The sequence below is a fragment of the Streptosporangium oxazolinicum genome, from assembly GCF_039537505.1.
GTDB lineage: Bacteria > Actinomycetota > Actinomycetes > Streptosporangiales > Streptosporangiaceae > Streptosporangium > Streptosporangium oxazolinicum.
Genome location: NZ_BAABAQ010000012.1, coordinates 298,846 through 318,512, shown reverse-complemented (window position 1 = coordinate 318,512; position 19,667 = coordinate 298,846). Strand labels below are relative to the sequence as shown.

Annotated in this window: 17 protein-coding genes and 1 tRNA gene; 5 read left to right on the top strand and 13 right to left on the bottom strand. The window is 69.7% G+C overall.

The features are described from left to right. Positions 1-2: 2 nt before the first annotated feature. The 13 genes from ABD817_RS29460 to ABD817_RS29400 all read right to left on the bottom strand — a co-directional run bounded on the left by ABD817_RS29460 (position 3) and on the right by ABD817_RS29400 (position 14,719). Complete coding sequence (locus ABD817_RS29460) at positions 3-812, bottom strand: hypothetical protein (RefSeq protein ID WP_344921462.1); 810 nt, start codon at positions 810-812, stop codon at positions 3-5. Continuing rightward, entirely contained in the window at positions 809-2,023 is a 1,215-nt protein-coding gene (locus tag ABD817_RS29455) for an ATP-grasp domain-containing protein (RefSeq protein ID WP_344921461.1), read from the bottom strand. Before ABD817_RS29455 ends, ABD817_RS29460 begins: the two co-directional genes overlap by 4 nt. Then, positions 2,020-3,000: a glycosyltransferase family 2 protein gene (locus tag ABD817_RS29450; protein WP_344921460.1), complete on the bottom strand. Its 981-nt coding sequence runs from the start codon at positions 2,998-3,000 to the stop codon at positions 2,020-2,022. Before ABD817_RS29450 ends, ABD817_RS29455 begins: the two co-directional genes overlap by 4 nt. Before the next feature lie 70 nt (positions 3,001-3,070). Next, positions 3,071-3,853 carry a HalD/BesD family halogenase gene (locus ABD817_RS29445; protein ID WP_344921459.1) on the bottom strand — a complete coding sequence of 261 codons (783 nt, stop codon included), beginning with the start codon at positions 3,851-3,853 and terminating at the stop codon, positions 3,071-3,073. A gap of 121 nt (positions 3,854-3,974) precedes the next feature. Beyond that, positions 3,975-4,874, bottom strand: a complete 900-nt coding sequence (locus ABD817_RS29440; protein ID WP_344921458.1) for a hypothetical protein — start codon at positions 4,872-4,874, stop codon at positions 3,975-3,977. Positions 4,875-4,915: 41 nt separating this feature from the next. Next, positions 4,916-5,278, bottom strand: a complete 363-nt coding sequence (locus ABD817_RS29435) for a YybH family protein (protein WP_344921457.1) — start codon at positions 5,276-5,278, stop codon at positions 4,916-4,918. A 20-nt stretch (positions 5,279-5,298) separates the two neighbouring features. Further along, on the bottom strand, positions 5,299-6,288 hold the full coding sequence (locus tag ABD817_RS29430; RefSeq protein ID WP_344921456.1) for a hypothetical protein: 990 nt from the start codon (positions 6,286-6,288) through the stop codon (positions 5,299-5,301). Beyond that, entirely contained in the window at positions 6,278-7,831 is a 1,554-nt protein-coding gene (locus ABD817_RS29425) for a nucleotidyl transferase family protein (RefSeq protein ID WP_344921455.1), read from the bottom strand. The genes ABD817_RS29430 and ABD817_RS29425 overlap by 11 nt, the downstream gene beginning before the upstream one ends. Positions 7,832-7,839: 8 nt before the next feature. Continuing rightward, a complete protein-coding gene (locus ABD817_RS29420; protein WP_344921454.1) occupies positions 7,840-8,883 on the bottom strand; it encodes a UDP-glucuronic acid decarboxylase family protein in 1,044 nt (347 codons plus the stop codon). Between the two features lie 716 nt (positions 8,884-9,599). Further along, positions 9,600-10,478 (bottom strand): NUDIX hydrolase, encoded by an 879-nt coding sequence (locus ABD817_RS29415; RefSeq protein ID WP_344921453.1) that lies wholly within the window; start codon positions 10,476-10,478, stop codon positions 9,600-9,602. Continuing rightward, positions 10,471-12,534: an RNA degradosome polyphosphate kinase gene (locus ABD817_RS29410; RefSeq protein WP_344921452.1), complete on the bottom strand. Its 2,064-nt coding sequence runs from the start codon at positions 12,532-12,534 to the stop codon at positions 10,471-10,473. Before ABD817_RS29410 ends, ABD817_RS29415 begins: the two co-directional genes overlap by 8 nt. A gap of 62 nt (positions 12,535-12,596) precedes the next feature. Further along, positions 12,597-13,727, bottom strand: a complete 1,131-nt coding sequence (locus ABD817_RS29405; protein WP_344921451.1) for a TetR family transcriptional regulator — start codon at positions 13,725-13,727, stop codon at positions 12,597-12,599. A gap of 50 nt (positions 13,728-13,777) precedes the next feature. Further along, positions 13,778-14,719, bottom strand: coding sequence for an acyl-CoA desaturase (locus ABD817_RS29400; RefSeq protein WP_344921450.1), 942 nt, complete (start codon positions 14,717-14,719; stop codon positions 13,778-13,780). Positions 14,720-15,224: 505 nt separating this feature from the next. On the opposite strand from ABD817_RS29400, the gene ABD817_RS29395 reads away from it, so the two are divergent. The 5 genes from ABD817_RS29395 to pth all read left to right on the top strand — a co-directional run bounded on the left by ABD817_RS29395 (position 15,225) and on the right by pth (position 19,616). Further along, positions 15,225-15,299: transfer RNA gene (locus tag ABD817_RS29395), tRNA-Gln, on the top strand. A gap of 162 nt (positions 15,300-15,461) precedes the next feature. After that, positions 15,462-16,913 carry a bifunctional UDP-N-acetylglucosamine diphosphorylase/glucosamine-1-phosphate N-acetyltransferase GlmU gene (gene glmU, locus ABD817_RS29390; protein ID WP_344921449.1) on the top strand — a complete coding sequence of 484 codons (1,452 nt, stop codon included), beginning with the start codon at positions 15,462-15,464 and terminating at the stop codon, positions 16,911-16,913. A gap of 76 nt (positions 16,914-16,989) precedes the next feature. Next, complete coding sequence (locus ABD817_RS29385; protein WP_344921448.1) at positions 16,990-17,967, top strand: ribose-phosphate diphosphokinase; 978 nt, start codon at positions 16,990-16,992, stop codon at positions 17,965-17,967. A 371-nt stretch (positions 17,968-18,338) separates the two neighbouring features. Next, positions 18,339-18,947, top strand: coding sequence for a 50S ribosomal protein L25/general stress protein Ctc (locus ABD817_RS29380; protein ID WP_344921447.1), 609 nt, complete (start codon positions 18,339-18,341; stop codon positions 18,945-18,947). Positions 18,948-19,010: 63 nt separating this feature from the next. Continuing rightward, positions 19,011-19,616 (top strand): aminoacyl-tRNA hydrolase, encoded by a 606-nt coding sequence (gene pth, locus ABD817_RS29375; RefSeq protein ID WP_344921446.1) that lies wholly within the window; start codon positions 19,011-19,013, stop codon positions 19,614-19,616. Positions 19,617-19,667 lie beyond the last annotated feature (51 nt).

Sequence of the window (19,667 nt, the reverse complement as noted above, 5' to 3'; positions counted from 1 at the left end):
GGTCATCCCTTGTTCGCGGGGGAACTGTCCGCGTGGGCGGTATCCGCCTCGGAAGCCTCAGGAGCCTTGGAAGACTTGGAAGACTTGGAAGCCTCGGGAGTCTCGGAAATCCCGGGAGCGGCGGAAGCGGTGGCGTCCGGGCCGTTCGCCCGGGAGCGCGGCGAGCGGACCAGGGCCTCCCACCAGCGCTGCGGGGAGAGGAAGACCAGGAGCGCCAGTATCACGTGCACGACGATGAACACGTAGGCCTCGATCTTGGTCGGAGGGTGGCCGATGAAGACCGTGATGTGCGAGGCCCACTCCCACACCTCGGGAATCGTGGCGTAGGCCGGGTCGGTGTGGTCGTTGACCGTGAGGAAGGCGAGGTCCTCCAGGCCGGAGAGCATCAGCAGCAGCATCCCGTAGGAGAGCCTGCGCACGGTCGCGGCCGTGCCCCCGCCGAGCCGGTAGGCCAGCGCCAGCGCCAGGATGATCATGGGTGTCAGCGTGAGGACGTGGTAGTAGAGGTTGCCGAAGGAGGTCGGGTCCTCGGAGTTGGCCCCCCCGAAGAAGAAGATCTTCGGCACGAAGTACAGGAAGTAGAGGAGGAAGGTCGGCGGGATGAGGATGAGCGGGAGCCGCATCCGCTTGGCCCACTCCACGTCGAGCGCCGCTACCGCCTCCGCGGCCATCACGAACGGGACCAGTTTGAACAGGAAGAGCCAGAGCGACTTCACCTCACGGTCGTGTGGCAGGCCGAACCAGACGATCGCCGCGGCGATCACCGCCAGCGAGGCGAAGATCGCGAATCTGCGGTGCTTGGGGGGGATCATTCTGATCCTTTCTCATCGTTCTCGATCACGAACCGCAGGGTTTGCAGCGCCGTGTCCCGGGCCCGCCGCAGAGCCTCCCGGGTGTCGGCGACCACCATCAGGTAGCCGAGCTTGTGCGCGGCCTGCCTGTAGGCGTGCACCCGGTCGCCGGGCGACTTGAACACCTGGACGTCCGCCACCTCGGGGATCCGCAGCAGCGCGTCCATGCCGACCACGTCCCTGAGCACGCCGTCGGTCTCCGAGGTGAGGATCTGCAGCATGGCGGTGCGCCGGAACGGGACGGCGATCTCCAGCGGCTCGCCCAGCGCCAGCCGGATCGCCGCCTCGACCGTGTTCAGCCCGAACGCGTGCCGCACCATCAGCGGCATGCCGTTGCCCCCGAGCCTGGCGCCCATCTCGATGAAGTGGATGTCGCCCTCGGGCGTCAGCACGAAGTCCACGTTGACCGGGCCGCGCTCGTGCCCGGCCTCCGCGCAGAGCAGGACGATCGCCTCCCGGAGCCGCGCGTGGACGGACGGGTCGAGGTCGGCCGGTACCACGTGGGCGAGGCTGATCATCTCCGGCGGGCCGGTGATCGTGCGGTCGGTCACCGCCATGAAGCCCAGCTCGCCGTCGGCGAAGAAGCACTCCGCCGAGCAGTGCCTGCCGGACACGAGCTCCTCGATGATCACCTGGTGCGAGAAGGAGTACTTCCAGGCGTGCTCGATCGCGCCCCGCAGGTCCACCGGGGAGCCGATGGCCGTGATGCCCTTGCTGCCCGAGGAGTCGGTGGGCTTGACGATCAGCGGGTAGCGCATCCGGGCGGTGGCGGCCAGCAGCGTCTCGGTGTCGCCGCCCTGCGCGTACTCGCAGGTCGGCAGGCCGAGCCGGGCGACCAGCGCGCGGAAGAACCCCTTGTCGACCGAGCAGCGCAGCGCGCCGGGGGACGGCTGGTGCGCCGTGCCGTAGATCCTGCTCAGCTCGGCGACGGACTCCTGGGCGGCGTCGCTGGCCGGTGAGATCACCGCCGCGACGTCGATGGGCCCGAGCGTCGCCGCGATGGCCGCGGGGTCCCTGCTGGTCATGCAGAGGAATCGGTCGGCCTCCGCGGCGCCCAGCGCGTCCGGCCGCTGGTCCACCCCGATCACGTGGTAGCCGAGCCGCCGGGCCTCGCGGTAGGCGGGGATCTGGTCCTCGCCCCCGCCGAGCACGATGATGTTCCTGACGCTCAACGGACGTCCTCCCAGATGTCGGCGGTGAGGTAGGGCGTCTCCTGGCCGTAGAGGGCCTCGTCGGCGCGGACGACGATGTTGGCCTCGCGGATCTGGTAGCGCGGCATCCCGATCGCCTGCACCCGCATGACCCGTACGAGATAGCGGGCCACCACGACCACGACGAGCAGCGTGATCAGGCTGGTGGCGAGTCCGGCCGTGGCCAGCGCGTCGTGCCCGGCGAAGCCCACCCAGAAGAGTTCGAGAAGCAGGACGCCGACCGCCAGCATCGTCGCGGCCAGCGCGTAGAGCCAGATCAGTGGCCGGAAGGAGAAGCCGACGAAGAGTTCGATGGCGTGTCCGGCGAGCTTGCGCAGGTTCCACTTGCCCTCGCCGGCCAGCCGGGGCCGGTGCGAGGTGGGCAGGGTGGTGTACCGCGCACCGAGCAGCGGAGCGGTGGCGGAGAAGTAGGGGGTGGACAGACGGCTGTCGACCACCTTGCGCGCCACGCAGGTTCGGGCGATCCGGAACACCGAGGCGCCCTGCGGGATCTCGATCCCGAGCCACCTGCGCGCGATCATCTGATGTCCCCAGGTGCCGAGGCGGCGGTACCACGGGTCCTGGCGGTTCTCCCGGACCGCGAAGACCACGTCGTACCCTTCCAGCGCCTTACGGACCAGGCGGTGCATCTCCTCGGGCGGCGACTGCAGGTCGGCGTCGAACTGCACCGTCCACGGCTTGGAGGCGTACTTGAAACCCGCGGAGAAGGCGGCCTCCAGCCCGAAGTTGCGCGCGAAGGAGATGTACTTGACCAGCGGATCCTCGGCGGCGAAGGACTTGATCGCCTCCAGGGTGCCGTCGGTGCTGCCGTCGTCGACGAACAGGATCTCGACGTCGTCGTACTGGAGCAGCTCGGCCCGTATCTCGCGGTACGCCTGCTCGACGCAGGCGGCCTCGTTGTAACAGGGGATCATGGCGGTGATGCCGGGCCGCGGCATGCGAGCGCTCTCCGCGCTCGCAGCCGCGGCCGCCATGTGCGTCGGCGACATGTTCGGCGGAGGGGTCTCGTCAGTCGAACATCGCGTTCATGGTCTCGTGGGTCGCTTCCTTCTTCTGGTCCGACTCACTTCCCCAGCACGTGTTGAGGATGATGCGCGTGTGGTCGGCGTTGAGGGGGATCGTCCGGTGCAGGGTCGTGTCCGACCGCAGGAAGTAGAGGTCGCCGGTGACGTGCCCGTAGGTCTTGATCGGGTGCTCCACCAGGTACTCCTCGACCTGCGGGTCGTTCTTGTCCCAGTCGGTGTGCGGGACGCACTGGAGCTGGCCGCCGTACTTCGCGTCCGGCGCCTCGATGATCCAGATGACCGTGAAGCTGAAGTCGCCCCAGTGCCAGCCGTGGGTGTCCCCCTTCTTGTGCTGGCGGATGGCGATGTACTTCTCCTCGTCCCACGGGCACTCCAGCACCGGCTGCGAGGCGAGCCTGGAGAGGAAGTCCATCAGGGCCCGCGACTCGTAGACGGCGGGGATGAGCTCGCTGCCCTTGGCGATCGCCTGCTGGCTGATGGTGGTCATGTACCGGGGCGTGTTGCCGGTCTCCTTGAGGTGGATGTCGATCCGCTGGCCGTGCTCGTCGAGGAGACGGTGCACCTCCTGGGAGACCTCCTGGAACAGATCGTCGGGGACCAGCCCCTGGAGCTTCACGTATCCCTCCCGCCGGTAGTGCTGGGAGAGCTTGCGCACGACCTTGCCGTCGGCGTACCGGGTCTCGATGTGCTCGCGGATACGCTGGTCGGTCTGCTCTTTCAGGGTGGAGTTCGCCATGGTGTCCTGGGCGCCTTTCTTCGGTTTCACGGTGCTTCGGTTTCACGGTGTCTCTTCGGCGAAAGGCGCGGCCCCGGAGGGGACCGGCACTTTCACGATCTTCATCTGGCGGGTCGCGTCCGAGGCCGGGTCACCGGCTCCGGACGGGACGTCAGGTCTCCCCGCGGGCGACCAGCACAGGTGTGCCGTGCCGGGGGCAGAGTCCGGGCACCAGACCGGCGGTGCCCGGCGGGACGATGTTCACGAGCGTGGGACGGGTGCGGCGCAGCGCGGTGAACAGCGGTCCCGAGGCGTGTGGCCGGACGTGGACGCGCCGCCAGTTCGTGTGGACCCGGCCGCACTCGCGGTGCCGGGCCCCGAGATAGCCGAGGCGGGCGTCCCACAGCACCTCGGCCGGTCGGCCGCCGTCCCGGTCACGCCCCCACGGCTCGCCCGCGCCCGCGTCACGCCCGCGGGGTCCACTCCCGGGAGGTACGGCCTGCTCGCCCTGCTCGCCGGGGAGGCCGAGGGAGTCGAGGGAGTCGAGGGACCGGCGCAGGAACACGCGCACGTCCCCGGTGTGGTCCCCGCGGAGCTCCTCGACCTGGCCGGGGTCGCCGAGCAGTCCCGGCTCGCGGGCGTCGTGGAACGCCCGTATCCCGGCGGAGCGCAGCCCCGGGTCGGCCGTCTCGGCGTTCGCGCAGAGCAGCACCGCGTAGCGGCCACGCCGGGGCCCCAGCCGCCGCCAGTCCAGCAACGCCGTCCGCACCTCGAACAGCGGGCGGTCGCTCCGGTGGACCCCGGTGAGCCGCAGCGCGTCGTACAGCTCGCCGGGCTCGCCGAGCCACGGCACCACGTCCCCACGTGGAAGGTGCGGGGCGGCGAAGGGGTACAGCGTGGGCAGCAGGTCGTCCAGGTCGGACGCGGGCAGGGGAGCGGGATCGTCCAGGACGGTCCTGGCGTCGGCCCACATCTCCCGGTAGTGGGGTACGGTCGCGAAGGCCCTCGCCACCGCGGCCCGATAGGCCCGCTCACCGGCGTGCCGCGAGTAACCGCGCGATTCCCCGAACATGCCCCGTCCCCCGTCGTTCCCCGTCGCGCCTCGCCGTCCGGTCAGTTGAAGGTGTTCTGGTCGTGGACGAGCAGCCAGCGCCCGTCGCTCCGGGTGAAGATCAGCGTGAGGTGGTAGGTCTTCCGGTACGGGGTGCCCTCGGGGTCGACGTCGTCGTAGGCGACGGCGAGCAGGGCGAAGGCCGAGTCCCCGGACTCGTTGACGCGGACGGTCTCCGAGCTCATCGACCAGTCCTGGTCGGCGAACCACTCGCGGTGGAACCTCGCGATCTCGTCCTTGCCGGTGAGCAGCGTGCCGTTGGGAAGGATCAGTGTCGCGTCCCGGTGGACGGTGTCCAGATAACCGTCCACGTCCCGCTCGTCGATCGCCTTGAGATGCCGGGTGAGCGCCTCGTCGAACTCCATCGTCCTGTCCTTTCCGCGGGTCACCATGGGGCGACCACGAGGGTCTGCGGTATGAGGTCGCAGCCGAACCGCTGCTTGAGCTCGGCCATTCCCTTGCCGAACTCGATCCCGTTCCGGCCTTCCCGGATCATGTGGTCGATCTCCTGCAGGTAGAGATCGAAGTAGAGGTCGCGGCGGCCGCCGTCCCGGATGTCCAGGGAGCCGGTGACCGTGGTGATCAGCCGGTCGCCCGTGTCGAAGGCGAGGTCGAAGGAGAGCAGCCGGTCCCCTTCGCGGTGCCCGAAGTAGCACACCCCGCTCTCGCCGTTGAGACGGCTGAAGTAGCCCAGCGGGATGGGGGGCCTGCCGCCGCCGTGCTTCAGGTCGGTGAGGTGCGCCAGCCTGCTGGCCTGGGCCGGGTCCACGGTGCCGACGGCGTGCAGCGGCTCGGTCGTCTCCGCGGCCTCGGCGTGGATCCGGCGGAACCGCTGCCGCCGGCCGCGTGGCAGTCCGGCGAAGTACTCCTCAAGGTCGGACCAGCGATTGACCAGCAGGGTGTTCGGCGCGGTGGCCACCCGGGGGCGGAACCGGCCCGCCACCAGCGGCAGCTCGCCGGCGCAGACCTGCCGGTACACGATGCCCAGGCAGTGCCGGCCCAACCGGCGCCGCGTCGCCCCCTCGAACGCCTTCAGCACGGCCCGGCGCTCCACCTGGTCGAGCCTCGACGCGAAGGCGAAGCCGGGGTTGAACCCGAGCGGCAACCGGCAGTCGAACCATCCGGCCAGGGGCAGCGACCCGGGCCGCGCGTAGTCGCCGCGACGAGCGGGCAGGCCGCCCACGTCACCGAGGAACACGCCCGCCACCTGCCCGCCGTCGCGGACCACGGCGAGGCGGACCGGGCGCTGGGCGCACCAGGCGTACGCGGTGAGGGCGTCGGCCTGCCAGGCGGCGGCGAGCCTCTCCTGCTTGCGGAAGATCTCCCAGTCGGCGGGTACCGGCTCGGTCGTCGGATCGACGATCTCAACGTGCACCGGGATCACCCGACCGTGACCGGGCGAGAACCCGCTCGCGCAGGGGACGCTCGCCGCGGTCGGCGTAGGCGCGGATCGCGGCCACGATCGCCTCCCGGCCGAAGACCTGCTCCAGCCGCCTTAGCGGCGGGCCGTCGTCCGTGCCGAACAACGTCAGGCTAAGCGTCCGGTACGAGTCGCGGGACCACCGTTCCGGCAGGTCCCCGCCCGCGATCAGCCCGGCGGCGTCCGGGACGACGTCCCGCTCGGCGTCGATCCAGCGGCGGCCGTGGGCCGCCAGCCACGCCCGCGCGTACCGCGCGCGCTCATGGGCCTCGGGGGTGCCCCCCAGCGCGGCGGCGACGAGGTCGGCGTCGTAGCACAGGCCGTGCAGCAGACCGAGCACGGTTCGCATTCGCGGCGCCGGAGCGGGCACCTCCGCGTCGGTGGTGAGCTCGTGGAGCACGCGCGCGCGCCGATCACCGGCACGCACCGCGTCGAGGAACGCGTCGTACGCCGCGTAGCTCGCCAGGAATCCGGCGCGTTCGGTGCTGATCCGGAAGTCGGCCTTGCAGTTGGTCCTGCCGTACAGCCAGAGGATCATGGCCGGAGGCATGATCGGGAGCAGGTCGCCGAGCGTGATGCCGCCGCCGCGCGAGCCCGAGACCTTGCCCCGGTCGCCGAACTGGCGGACCAGCCCGTAGGGCACGATGACCGGCTGGCGGGAGCCGAGGAACCGCCGGTAGATCACCCGGGTGCGGTCCATCGTGCTGCCCGCGCTGCAGTGGTCCTGCCCGGCGGGCTCGCAGTCGATCCGCTCGTGGGTGACCCGCAGCGTCCAGTCCAGCGCCCACGACGGCTTGACGACGCCGATGTTCCCGGTCACCGCGATCGCGCCGCAGGACCGGCAGGCGTAGCGCACCCGCGCCGGGCCGAGGTCGAGGATCGCGGTGGTGCCGCGGCCGCACTGCTCGCAGTAGACGCTGAACAGGCTCTCCGGCGCCTTCGCCCCGAGCAGCCTGGCGAGTTTCCCCGCGTGCCGCTGGTAGCGCCCCTGCAGGCGGGCGTAGGTGCCCGCGAGGTACCGTTCGTGCTGGTAGTGGGTCTGCCAGTGCGAGCCGGGCGGGGTGCGGCCGTCGAGGTCCGCCTCGGAGGGGCAGATACCGGCCCGCTTCAGCTCGGCGATGTAGCGGCGGCAGATGGCGGTGGACCGCGCCGGGACCGCGCCCAGCGGACGCGCGGCGTACCCGGCCAGTTCCGGCTGTCTCGCGGCCTGGCCGGCGCGGATCGGGTCGAAGTCGTCGAAGCTCAGCAGGATCGCCGACCGGCGGCCCATCCGCCGCAGCGCGCGGTGCACCAGGTGGGCGATCGCGGTGTCCCGGAAGTTCCCGACGTGGAACGGCCCGCTCGGCGACATGCTGGTCTGGATCAGGATGCGCCGCTCCGGCGGATGCCGCCTGGCCAGCCGGTCGGCGTAGTCGTACGCCCAGTGCGGCTGGGACGCGTCCTGCCGGAAGAGGTCGGCGTAGTCGTCGTCGCGCGCGGCGAGGGCTCCCGATTTCATCGCACCCCCTACTGGGCCGCCGTGGCCGAGGTCGCCAGCGGTCCGGCACCCGGGCGCCCCCACCCGCGCCGCCCGGGTGCCGTCCCGTCGGCGGGCGCCTTGTCGTCCCACAGGCCCGGGTGGGCGCGGAACCACTCCACGGTCCGTTCCAGGCCCTCCTCGATGGGGACGCGGGGAGCCCAGCCCAGCCGGGTGCGGGCCAGCGTGATGTCGGGGCACCGCACCGAGGGATCGTCCTGTGGACGCGGGACGAAGTCGATCTCGGAGGACGAGCGGGTGAGCCGTTTGATCCACTCGGCGAGCTCCAGCATCGAGATCTCGTGCGGATTGCCGAGGTTGATCGGTCCTTCGAGGTTGGAGTTGAGCATGCGGACGATCCCGTCGATCAGGTCGTCCACGTAGCAGATCGACCTGGTCTGGCTGCCGTCTCCGGCGACGGTGACGGGCTCGCCGAGGAGCGCCTGCCGGATGAAGGTGGGGATGGCCCTGCCGTCGAAGGGACGCATCCGCGGGCCGAAAGTGTTGAAGATCCGCACGATCGCCGTGTCGACGTCACCGGCACGCCGGTAGGCCATCGTCAGCGCCTCCGCGAAGCGTTTCGCCTCGTCGTACACTCCCCGCGGCCCGATCGGGTTGACGTTGCCCCAGTATCCCTCGGGCTGCGGGTGGACCAGCGGGTCGCCGTAGGCCTCGGAGGTCGAGGCGAGCAGGAACCGCGCCCGTTTCTCCTTGGCCAGTTCCAGCGCGTTGAACGTCCCGTTGGAACCGACGCGCAGGGTGTCGATCGGTAGCCGCAGGTAGTCGGTGGGAGAGGCGGGGGAGGCGAAATGAAGGATCGCGTCCAGATCCCCGGGCACCGTGAGGTGCAGGGACACGTCGGCGCGGAGCATCCGGAATCCGGTGTGGGGCATGAGGTGCTCGACGTTGGTCATCGATCCCGTGGAGAAGTTGTCCACGCAGGTGACGTGGTACCCCTCCCCGAGGAGGCGTTCACACAGATAGGACCCGAGGAAACCGGCGCCGCCGGTGATTGCTATGTGGGGATGGTTCATGTGCCCTTCTCGGAAGATAAAGAGCGTGGCGCTCGCGGGGCGAGCCCGAAAATCTTCGAGGAGGCCGTTCGGCCTATGTGGCAGGGCTTACCGAATTGTCGGTATTTTTGTACATGCAGAAATAGAACTGCGCATCTTGACCCCCCGGTCAGTGAAGAAGATTGTCCAGCCAACTACCCCGTGGTGCGTTTCCCCAGGTGAGGAGCTTGTGCCGAGTGGAAATCCCTTTTCATCGGAAGTCGCCCGGACTCCGATATTTGGGGAGCGTATAGATTGTCGGTCGTCAAATCAAGTAGGACATTCGATCCCATTTGACCATGAAGCACACATTTATCGGATAAAGTGGTCAGGGGGATATTGATCTAAAACACCGCCGACCGGATGTGTGCGGATGGCGGAATCCCGCCGTTCCTGCCGCTCACGGTGGGTGTTCGTGGTGGCGGCGGATGTGATGACGAACGTTCCAACGCGTCATACCTTTATTCGACCCGGAGCGTACGGGCGGACGCCACCGCTAATACGGTCCGGTTTTCACGGGGTATTCGGTGGTCTGTTTTTCGGGATCGGGTGACGGCGCCGGACACCGGCGAGGTGGGGCGACGCGGATTCCGGCCGTGTCCCGGAACCCGCGTCTCGCGGCCGTGCTTCTGAGGGCGCCCCTGCTTCTGAGGTCCTCGCGTTTCCGGGGACGTCCGTGCCCGGGGGCGGCACGCGGGTCAGACGTCGTAGGCGTCCGCGGCCACGACGTCGCCGCCCGCGTGGTGCAGCACCATGAAGGCGCCCTTGGACAGCCGCGTGCCGCCCGCCCGTTCGTCGAGTCCGGCGATCAGCTCGGGCAGGACCTTGCCGTGGCTGCACAGGGCCACGGGCCGGTTCGAGGCCATCGCCTCCGAGGCCAGGCGGAGGGAGGCCCGGCAGTCGTAGCCGTTCTCCGACAGGACGGGTTCGAGCCGGATCGGCAGACCGGCCCGTTCCGCGTACGGCTCCAGGGTCTGCACGCACCGCCTGCTGGGGGAGCTGACCAGCTCCGTGAGGCGGAAGGCGCCCAGCACGCTCGCCAGCACCTCGGACTGCCCGCGCCCGCGTCCGTCGAGCGGCCGGTCGTCGTCGTCACCCCTCCAGTCCTGCCGGTTGCCCGCCAGGCCGTGCCGTACCAGCACGAGCGGGGTGGTCGCCGGTGACGTCTCGCCGAGCGCGCGGAGCAGCCCGGCGTCCCACTCGTAGGTCAGGCGCCGCACGGCCTCCTCCACCGGCAGCCAGACCACGTCGTCGACCTCGCGCGTGTCGGTACGGCGGTCCTCGGCGACCATCCTGGCCAGCCAGTAGTCGACGCGCTTGGGCCGCCCGCCCTTCGTGTAGTGGCTCGACGGCAGCGACCGGCCGAACTCCGCGACGATCCCCGTCTCCTCGGCCACCTCGCGCAGCGCGCCCGCGAGGGGGTGCTCGCCGCGCTTCAGCTTCCCCTTGGGGAACGACCAGTCGTCGTACTTGGGCCGGTGGACGAGGGCGACCTCCGGCGCGTCCGGGGAGCCGCGCCAGATGACCGCCCCGGCCGCGTGGATCATGTCGTCCGGGCGGGCGTCGTGCTCAGTCATCGATCGCTCTCCACCTGCGGGTGCCGATGAGATGGGTCTGCAGGTCCTCACCGGGGTGGCGGGTCCAGGTGCCGTCGGAGTTGAGCCACCAGGTCGCGGTCTCGTCCGCCATGGCCCGGTCCAGCAGGGCGCTGAGGTAGTTGCGCTGCTGCTGGCTGGAGACCTTGACCAGCACCTCCACCCGGCGCTCGATGTTGCGGCGCATCATGTCGCCGCTGCCGATCCAGATCTCCGGGCGCCGGCCGTGGCCGAACTCGTAGATCCGCGAGTGTTCGAGGAACCGGCCCAGCACGCTCCTGACCCTGATGTTCTCCGACAGCTCGGGGATGCCGGGGCGGAGTGTGCAGACCCCCCGCACCCACAGGTCCACCGGTACGCCGGCCCGCGACGCCCGGTAGAGGGCGTCGATGATGGGCTCGTCGACCAGGGAGTTCGTCTTCATCCTGATCCTGGCCGGCCGTCCGGCCTCCTGGTGGGAGATCTCCCGCTCGATCCTGGCGAGCAGCCCGCCGCGCAGGGAGTGCGGGGCGACCAGCAGCCGCCGGTAGGCCGAGTGGTTGGAGTAACCGGTCAGGTGGATGAACAGGTCCGTGACGTCCTCGCCGACCAGCCGGTCGGCGGTGAGCAGGCCGAGGTCCTCGTACAGCCTCGCGGTCTTGGGGTTGTAGTTCCCCGTGCCGATGTGGCAGTAGCTGCGCAGCTCGCCCGAGGGCTCCTGGCGTACGACCAGGGCGAGCTTGCAGTGGGTCTTCAGGCCCACGACGCCGTAGACGACGTGGCATCCGGCCCGTTCCAGCTTGCGCGCCCAGGTGATGTTGGCGTGCTCGTCGAACCTGGCCTTGATCTCCACGACCACGACGACCTGCTTGCCCGCCTCGGCGGCGTCGATCAGCGCGTCCACGATCGGCGAGTCGCCGCTGGTGCGGTAGAGCGTCTGCTTGATGGCCAGCACGGCCGGGTCGGCCGCGGCCTGCTCGATGAACCGCTGCACGCTCGTGGAGAACGAGTCGTACGGGTGGTGCAGCAGCACGTCCCGCTCGCGCAGCACCGCGAAGATGTCGTCCTCGACGTGCACGACCTCCGCGGGCACGAACGGGCGGAAGCTCAGCTCGCCCCGTTCCAGGTCGGCGATCGCGTGCAGCCCGGTCAGGTCCAGCGGCCCCGGCAGCCGGTAGATCTCGTGCTCGGCCACCCCCAGCTCGTCCACCAGCAGGTCGAGCACCTCGGGCGTGATGGTGTCCTCGACCTCCAGCCGGACCGGGGGGCCGAAGCGGCGCTTGAGCAGCTCGCGCTCCAGCGCCTGCATGAGGTTCTCGGTGACGTCCTCGTCGACGTCGAGGTCCTCGTTCCTGGTCACCCGGAAGACGTGGTGCTCGACGACCTCCATGCCCTTGAACAGCTGCCCGAGATGGGCGGCGATCACGTCCTCCAGCGGGACGAAGCGGTTCACGGACGCCGTGACGAAGCGGGGGAGCTGACTGGGCACCTTCACCCTGGCGAAGACCGTGTTGCCGGTCGAGGGGTTGCGGACGGTGACGGCCAGGTTCAGGGACAGGCCCGAGATGTACGGGAAGGGGTGGGCGGGGTCGACGGCCAGCGGCGTCAGCACCGGCCTGATCCGCTCCCTGAAGAGCTTGCGCATCTCGGTGCGCTCGTCGCGGCCCAGGTCGTCCCAGCGCACGATCTCGATGCCCTCGGCGCCCAGCTGCGGGCAGATCCGCTCGTAGAAGCAGGTCGACTGCCGCTGCGCGAGGTCGTTGGCGATCGCCGCGATCCTGGCCAGCTCCTCGCGGGGTTTCAGCCCGCTCTTCGTCCGCAGCAGCAGGCCGGTGGCCATCCGCCGTTTCAGCCCGGCCACCCGGACGCGGAAGAACTCGTCGAGGTTGCTGGCGAAGATCGCCAGGAACCGCACCCGTTCGAGCAGAGGCAGCGACGGGTCCTCCGCCATCTCCAGAACTCGCTGGTTGAACTGGAGCCAGCTCTCCTCTCGGTTGAGGAAACGCTCCTGGGGTAGAGGAAGCCCGTCGGGGGTTGGGCGAACGAGTTCAGCGGACATATGACCAGAATGCCCGCTTTGGTTGAACGGAACGTTAATTTAGTCTCAACGGGCGCTGTTGCTTACCCACTTGGCTCAAGCTTTTCCCGTTCTTCACCAACGGGCTCCGCGTGCTTGAGGGCGTCACGTTCGGCGGCCTTGGTCTCCCTGAGCCGCGCCTTCTCCCGCTCCCTCAGCTCCCGCTCGCGCGCCTTCTCCTGCTCCTTCAGCAACCGCTGCCGCTCCCGGTGCTCCCGCTCGCGGACCTTCTCCAGCTCCCGCTGCTCGCGAAGCCGTGTCTTCTCCAGGTCCCTGGCGATCTTCTCGGCCTCGCGTCGCTCCCGCTCGCGCGCCTTCTCCAGCTCCTTGAGCTCGCGCTCGCGCAGCCTCTCCCGCTCCTTCAGCTCGCGCTCGCGGGCCTTCTCCAGCTCCCGGATCTCCTTGTCCGTCGGGGGCGGCGGTAACTCGGGGCGCGGCGCCGATCCCCCCGGGGGCGGCTCCGGCTGCTGCTCTGATCCGGCGGCGCGTGACCGGGGGCCGGACGGGTGGGACTCGGCCGTCCGCTGCTGAGGATGGGCGAGCCGGTGCTCCAGGGCGCGCGAGGCGGCGGTCAGCCGGGGGGTGGGATCCAGGCCGGTGAGACCGTTCCAGGCCAGGTTGACCAGGTGGGCGGCGACCTCCTCGCGGGCCGGCCTGCGCACGTCCAGCCACCACTGGCCGGTCAGCGCCACCATGCCGACCAGCATCTGGGCGTACATCGGGGCCAGCTTGGGGTCGTAGCCCCGCTCGACGAACTCGTCGACCATGACGTCCTCGACCTGGCTGGCGATGTCGTTGATCAGGCTGGCGAACGTGCCGGTCCCCGAGGCGGCGTGCGAGTCGCGGACGAGGATGCGGAACCCCTCGCTGTTCTCCTCCACGTAGGCCAGCAGGGCGAGAGCGGCCCGCTCCAGTTTGATCAGCGAGTGCGAGGCGGACAGCGCCTCGGTCACCAGGCTCAGCAGCTTCTGCATCTCCCGGTCGATGACGACCGCGTACACGCCCTCCTTGCCGCCGAAGTGCTCGTAGACCACCGGTTTGGAGACGTTGGCGGTCGCCGCGATCTCCTCGACCGATGTGCCGTCGAACCCTTTCTCCGCGAACAGGGTCCTGCTGATCTGGATCAGCTGTTCCCGGCGTTCCTTACCTGACATTCGTCGTCGGGGTTCGCTCACGGTTCTAATAATGGCGTTCCCCTGCTCCTGGACGGGACCCGAACCCCGGGTCAGGTGGTGATGCGCTTGGCGGCGAGGCGCTCGGGCGTCGGCCAGCGGACGTCGTAGGCCCATCCGGCCTTCTCGAACCAGCGGATGACACCCGCGCTGAGGTCGATCTGCCCCTTCAGTGCGCCGTGCCGGGCGCAGGTGGGGTCGGAGTGGTGCAGGTTGTGCCAGGACTCGCCGAAGGAGGGGATGGCGAGCCACCACACGTTGCGCGACTTGTCGCGCGACTCGAAGGCCTCCTCGCCGAAGACGTGGCAGATGGAGTTGATCGACCAGGTCACGTGGTGCAGCAGCCCGATCCGGACCAGCGTGCCCCAGAAGAAGCCGGTCGCCATGCCCCACCACGACCAGGTCAGCAGGCCGCCCAGCAGGGCGGGGGCGACCATCGTGGTGATCGCCAGCACCGGGAAGAACTTGTGCAGCTTGATGATGTCCGGGTCCTTGACCAGGTCGGGCGCGTACTTCTCGCGGTTGGCCCGGTCGGCCTCGAACAGCCAGCCCATGTGCGCCCAGAGCAGGCCCTTGGACACCGCCACGAAGCCCGTGCCGAAGCGCCACGGCGAGTGCGGGTCGCCCTCCTTGTCGGAGAACTTGTGGTGCTTGCGGTGGGTGGCCACCCAGTCGAGCACCGACATCTCCATCGAGAGGCTGCCCGCGATGCCCAGTGCGATCTTCAGCGGGCGCTTGACCTTGAACGAACCGTGCGTGAAGTGGCGGTGCAGGCCGACGGTGACGCCCAGCCCGGTGACCACGTAGAAGACGCTCGCGATGACGATGTCGGACCAGCCGAGGCCCCAGCCCCAGGCGAACGGGACGGCCACCGCCAGAGCGATCAGCGGGGCGCCGACCACCACCCCGAAGGTGATGATCTCGGGCAGGGTCTTCCGCTCGGGGTCGATGTCGGGTTTAGGGCCCTGAGCAGGGCGCTCTTCGATGAGGGTCATGCGCTACCTCGCGATGGCTCGGAAAAGGCAAGGACTCATGTGCGGCTACGCAACCGTAACCTACGCCATCGTAAGTTAGGAATACCTAAGCGCCGAATGTCTGGAACATGACTCTTCGGAATTCGCGCCGTAGCGGGTCCATCACTTGTTCTACCCCGGGTCGACCTGCTAAAGCGAGGTCCCGCGCGCGTACGGTCACGCGGGCGGGTGTCGCGGGTGCGCGGATGTTGAGGTGGCATCGGCCGGGGGCTCCGCTGGGTCCTGGCGTGTCGCGGGTGTGCGGGTGCGGGGTGGCGCCGGCCGGGTGGTTCCGCTGGGTCTTCGGCGTGTCGCGGGCGCGGGGTGGCGTCGGCCGGGTGGCTTCGCCGGGTCCTCGGCGTGTCGCGGGTGTGCGGGTGCGGGGTGGGCCGCGGAGGCGGGTGCCTAAACGGGGCGCGTTCGGCGGCGCGGGCTCTGTATCGTAGGGGTGCCGGGTGTGCGGGCTCCGTCCCGATCGCCCGGCTGATCCGGCATTGGGTAATTGGCAGCCCGCAAGGTTTTGGTCCTTGTCGTCCAGGTTCGAGTCCTGGTGCCGGAGCCATCCCTTGTATATGTTTTATTCGCTCGGCTGGTCGGCTGAGTGGGTTCCCGAGGGGGAAGGTATCCTCGCGTTGTCGAGCAGGTGACGATGCCGCGCCCTGGGGTGGCCATCCGTCACCGCGCTTCGCCATGTCTCAGCCGCGACGCCGAGGGAGCCTCGTCCGTGAGTGTGCCGCGCCCGGCAGCCGTCATCGTCCTCGCCGCAGGCGAGGGCACCCGGATGAAGTCAAGAACACCGAAGATCCTCCACGAGCTGTGCGGTCGCACCCTGGTCGACCACGTGCTCGCCGCCGCCCGCGGTCTCGGGCCCGAGCGGCTCGTTGTCGTCATCGGCCACGAGCGGGAGCGGGTCCAGGCGCACCTCGCCGGGACCGGTCCCGACGCGCAGACCGTCGTCCAAGCCGAGCAGAAGGGCACCGGCCACGCCGTCAGGACCGCCCTGGAGGCGACCGGCACCATCGACGGCACCGTCCTGGTGACCTACGGCGACACGCCGCTGCTGCGCACCGAGACCCTCGCCGCCCTGCTCGAACGGCACGGGGAGGACGGCAACGCCGTCACCGTGCTGACGGCCGAGGTCCCCGATCCGCACGGCTACGGCCGGATCGTCCGCGACGCCTCGGGGGCGGTCCTGGAGATCGTCGAGGAGAAGGACGCCGACCCCGCGCAGCGGGCGATCAGGGAGATGAACTCCGGCGTCTACGCCTTCGACGGCCTCCTGCTCGCCGACGCGGTCAAGCGGGTGTCCGCCTCCAACGCCCAGGGCGAGGAGTACCTCACCGACGTCCTCGCGATCCTGCGGGAGGACGGCCACCGGGTCGGCGCGCACATCGCGGCCGACTACGTGGAGGTGGAGGGCGTCAACGACCGCGTGCAACTGGCGTTCGCCCGCAAGGTGCTCAACACGCGCCTGCTGGAGGCCCACATGCGGGCCGGGGTGACCGTGGTCGACCCGGCCGCCACGTGGGTCGACGTCGACGTCATCCTTGAGGCGGACGTCGTGATCCACCCCGGAACCCAGCTGCACGGCTCCACGACGGTCGCCGAGGGCGCCGAGATCGGCCCCGCCAGCACCCTGACCGACACGATCGTCGGCGAGGGGGCGCTGGTGCGCAACGCCGTCTGCGTCGACGCCGTGATCGGCCCCGAGGCCCTGGTCGGGCCGTACGCCTACCTGCGCCCCGGAACGGTCCTGGCGCGCAAGGCCAAGGCGGGGACGTACGTTGAGATGAAGAACGCGCAGGTCGGGGAGGGTGCCAAGGTGCCCCACCTGAGCTACGTGGGCGACGCCACGATCGGAGCGGGTGCCAACATCGGCGCTTCGGCGATCTTCGTCAACTACGACGGGGTCAACAAGCACCGCACGACGGTGGGCGAGGGCGCCTTCGTCGGGTGCGACACCATGCTCGTCGCGCCGGTCACCATCGGCGACGGCGCGTACACGGCCGCGGGCTCGGTCATCGACACCGATGTCCCCCCCGGGGCCATCGGGGTGGCTCGCGCGCGGCAGCGCAACATCCAGGGGTGGGTCGTGCGCAGGCGCGCGGGCACCAGATCGGCCAAGGCGGCGCTACGGGCCACCGAGGCGGGGAAACAGCAGGGGAGCCAGACGTGAGTGAGCGAAGCGAGCGGCCCGGCGGGCACGGCAGCGTCGCGCGGGCATCGGTGTGCTGTCAGGCGAGGAGGACGGCGTGAGCGGCATCAAGCAGACCGGTGAGAAGAACCTGATGTTCTTCTCCGGGCGGGCGCACCCGGAGCTGGCCGAGGAGGTGGCGAGCCACCTCGGGGTGGACGCGGCGCCGACCACGCTGCGCGACTTCGCCAACGGGGAGATCTACGCCCGTTACCAGGAGTCGGTCCGCGGCTGCGACGCGTTCGTCATGCAGAGCCACACCTACCCGATCAACCAGTGGATCATGGAACAGCTGATCATGGTGGACGCCCTCAAGCGGGCCTCCGCCAAGCGGATCACCGTGATCATGCCGTTCTACGGCTACGCCCGCCAGGACAAGAAGGGCAGGGGCCGCGAGCCCATCACCGCCCGCCTGATCGCCGACATGTTCAAGACGGCCGGGGCCGACCGGCTGATGTCGATAGACCTGCACACCTCCCAGATCCAGGGCTTCTTCGACGGCCCGGTGGACCACCTGTTCGCCATGCCCGTCCTGGTCAACTACCTCAAGGACAAGATCGACCTGGCCACGACCACGGTCGTCTCGCCCGACACCGGCCGGGTGCGGCTCTCGGAGCGCTGGGCCGACACGCTGGGCACCCCGCTGGCCTTCATCCACAAGCGCCGCGACCTCGACGTGGCCAACCAGGTGAAGGTGAGCGAGGTCGTCGGCCGGGTGAAGGGCCGGACCTGCGTGCTGATCGACGACATGATCGACACTGCGGGCACGATCTGCAAGGCGGCCGACGCGCTGTACGAGCAGGGCGCCACCAACGTGGTCGTGGCCGCCACCCACGCGGTGTTCTCCGACCCCGCGGTCGACCGTCTGAAGAACTCCGGCATCTCCGAGGTCATCGTCACCAACACGGTGCCGCTCCCCGAGGAGAAGCGGTTCGACAAGCTCACGGTGCTGTCGATCGCCCCGCTGATCGCCCGCGCGATCACCGAGATCTTCAGCGACGGTTCGGTGACCAGTCTCTTCGAAGGCGACAGCTGACCCCCCGAGATTCCTGAGACTCCGTCCGCTCCCCGGGAACCCGCCCTCCGCGCGTTCCCGGGGAGCGGACCTCTTTCCGGGTGAACCCTTCCGGAGGACGGCCGGGCTTCTCTCGGAGGCCGGAGCCGGACCTTTCCAAGGAGCGAACCCTCTCGGAGCCGGACCCCTTGAGCCGGACTTTTGCGGAAGGCGGTCAGGCCCCTCAGGGGCGCCGGCCGGACCCCTGCGAGGGGTGGCAGGGATCGCGACGCGTTTCGCGGCGTCGTTGACACGGTAGGGTTGGGGGATCGCGTGCGTTCGTAACGCCTTCCGCTAGGGCGGGTGAGGGAGAACGCACCTTTCCGATTCCCAAGATCCCTAGGAGATCAGCCATGTCCGAAGTGGTCATCACCACCGAGCTCCGTGACAGGTTCGGCAAGGGCGCCGCCCGCAAGATCCGTCGTGAGAACAAGGTCCCCGTCGTTCTCTACGGGCACGGCACCGACCCCCAGCACCTGTCCCTGCCGGGCCACGAGCTGCTGCTCGCCCTGCGTACGCCGAACGTGCTGATCCGTCTTGAGGGCGCGGTGGCCGAGCTGGCCCTGCCCAAGGGTGTCCAGCGTGACCCGATCAAGGGCTTCCTGGAGCACGTCGACCTCATCCTCGTCCGCCGCGGCGAGAAGGTCACCGTCGACATCCCCGTCACCGTGGTCGGCGAGGTCGCCGACGGCATCCTCGACCAGCAGCTCGTCTCCGTCTCCGTCGAGACCGAGGCCACCCACATCCCCGAGGGCGTCGAGGTCGACGTCGAGGGCCTGGAGGTCGGCACCCAGATCACCGCCGCCGACCTGAAGCTGCCCAAGGGCACGACCCTCGCCGCCGACCCCGAGGCGCTGGTCCTGATCGTCGCCCCGACCCCGGTCGCCGAGCCCGAGGGCGAGACCGCCGAGGAAGAGGCCGCACCGGCCGCCGAGGCCGAGAGCACCGAGAGCGCCGAGTAGTTTTCTCTGCTAGATCTGTCAGGGCGGCCCGGGACCGGGCCGCCCTGACGCGCGTGTGAAGGGATGCCGATCGTGGACCGCTGGTTGGTCGTGGGCCTGGGAAATCCCGGGCCGGAGTACGCCGGGAACCGGCACAACGCGGGGTTCATGGTCCTGGACGAGCTCGCCGCGCGAGCCGGGGGACGGTTCAAGGCGCACCGGTCGCGGGCGGAGGTGCTGGAGGGCCGCCTCGCGGGTGTCCCCGCCGTGCTGGCCAAGCCGCTGTCCTTCATGAACCTCTCCGGCGGGCCGGTCAAGGCCCTGGCCGACTTCTACAAGGTCGACCCGGCCCGCGTGGTCGTGGTCCACGACGAGCTGGACATCCCGTACGGCGCGCTCAGGGCGAAGCTGGGCGGCGGCGACAACGGCCACAACGGGCTGAAGTCGATCACCAAGTCGCTGGCGACCAAGGACTACCTGCGGGTGCGGTTCGGTATCGGCCGCCCGCCCGGCCGGATGGACGCCGCGGCCTACGTGCTGCGCGACTTCGCCACCGCCGAGCGCAAGGATCTCGCGTTCCTGGTCGACCGCGCCTCCGACGTGGTGGAGTCGCTGATCAAGGTCGGCCTGGAGCCGACCCAGAACGCCTTCCACACCGGCGACCTGAACGTCTCCGGCCCGCCCAGGTAACCGGGGCGCCCGGGTAGTCGGCCCGCCCGGGTAACCGGGCCGTCCAGGGAG

What these genes read in the sequence shown, in the direction of transcription:
- ABD817_RS29450 (WP_344921460.1), bottom strand. Translation starts at nt 3,000, where the DNA reads ATGCCGCGGCCCGGCATCACCGCCATGATCCCCTGTTACAACGAGGCC.
- ABD817_RS29425 (WP_344921455.1), bottom strand. Translation starts at nt 7,831, where the DNA reads ATGAAATCGGGAGCCCTCGCCGCGCGCGACGACGACTACGCCGACCTC.
- ABD817_RS29440 (WP_344921458.1), bottom strand. Translation starts at nt 4,874, where the DNA reads ATGTTCGGGGAATCGCGCGGTTACTCGCGGCACGCCGGTGAGCGGGCC.
- pth (WP_344921446.1), top strand. Translation starts at nt 19,011, where the DNA reads ATGCCGATCGTGGACCGCTGGTTGGTCGTGGGCCTGGGAAATCCCGGG.
- ABD817_RS29420 (WP_344921454.1), bottom strand. Translation starts at nt 8,883, where the DNA reads ATGAACCATCCCCACATAGCAATCACCGGCGGCGCCGGTTTCCTCGGG.
- ABD817_RS29410 (WP_344921452.1), bottom strand. Translation starts at nt 12,534, where the DNA reads ATGTCCGCTGAACTCGTTCGCCCAACCCCCGACGGGCTTCCTCTACCC.
- ABD817_RS29460 (WP_344921462.1), bottom strand. Translation starts at nt 812, where the DNA reads ATGATCCCCCCCAAGCACCGCAGATTCGCGATCTTCGCCTCGCTGGCG.
- ABD817_RS29400 (WP_344921450.1), bottom strand. Translation starts at nt 14,719, where the DNA reads ATGACCCTCATCGAAGAGCGCCCTGCTCAGGGCCCTAAACCCGACATC.
- ABD817_RS29435 (WP_344921457.1), bottom strand. Translation starts at nt 5,278, where the DNA reads ATGGAGTTCGACGAGGCGCTCACCCGGCATCTCAAGGCGATCGACGAG.
- ABD817_RS29415 (WP_344921453.1), bottom strand. Translation starts at nt 10,478, where the DNA reads ATGACTGAGCACGACGCCCGCCCGGACGACATGATCCACGCGGCCGGG.
- ABD817_RS29380 (WP_344921447.1), top strand. Translation starts at nt 18,339, where the DNA reads ATGTCCGAAGTGGTCATCACCACCGAGCTCCGTGACAGGTTCGGCAAG.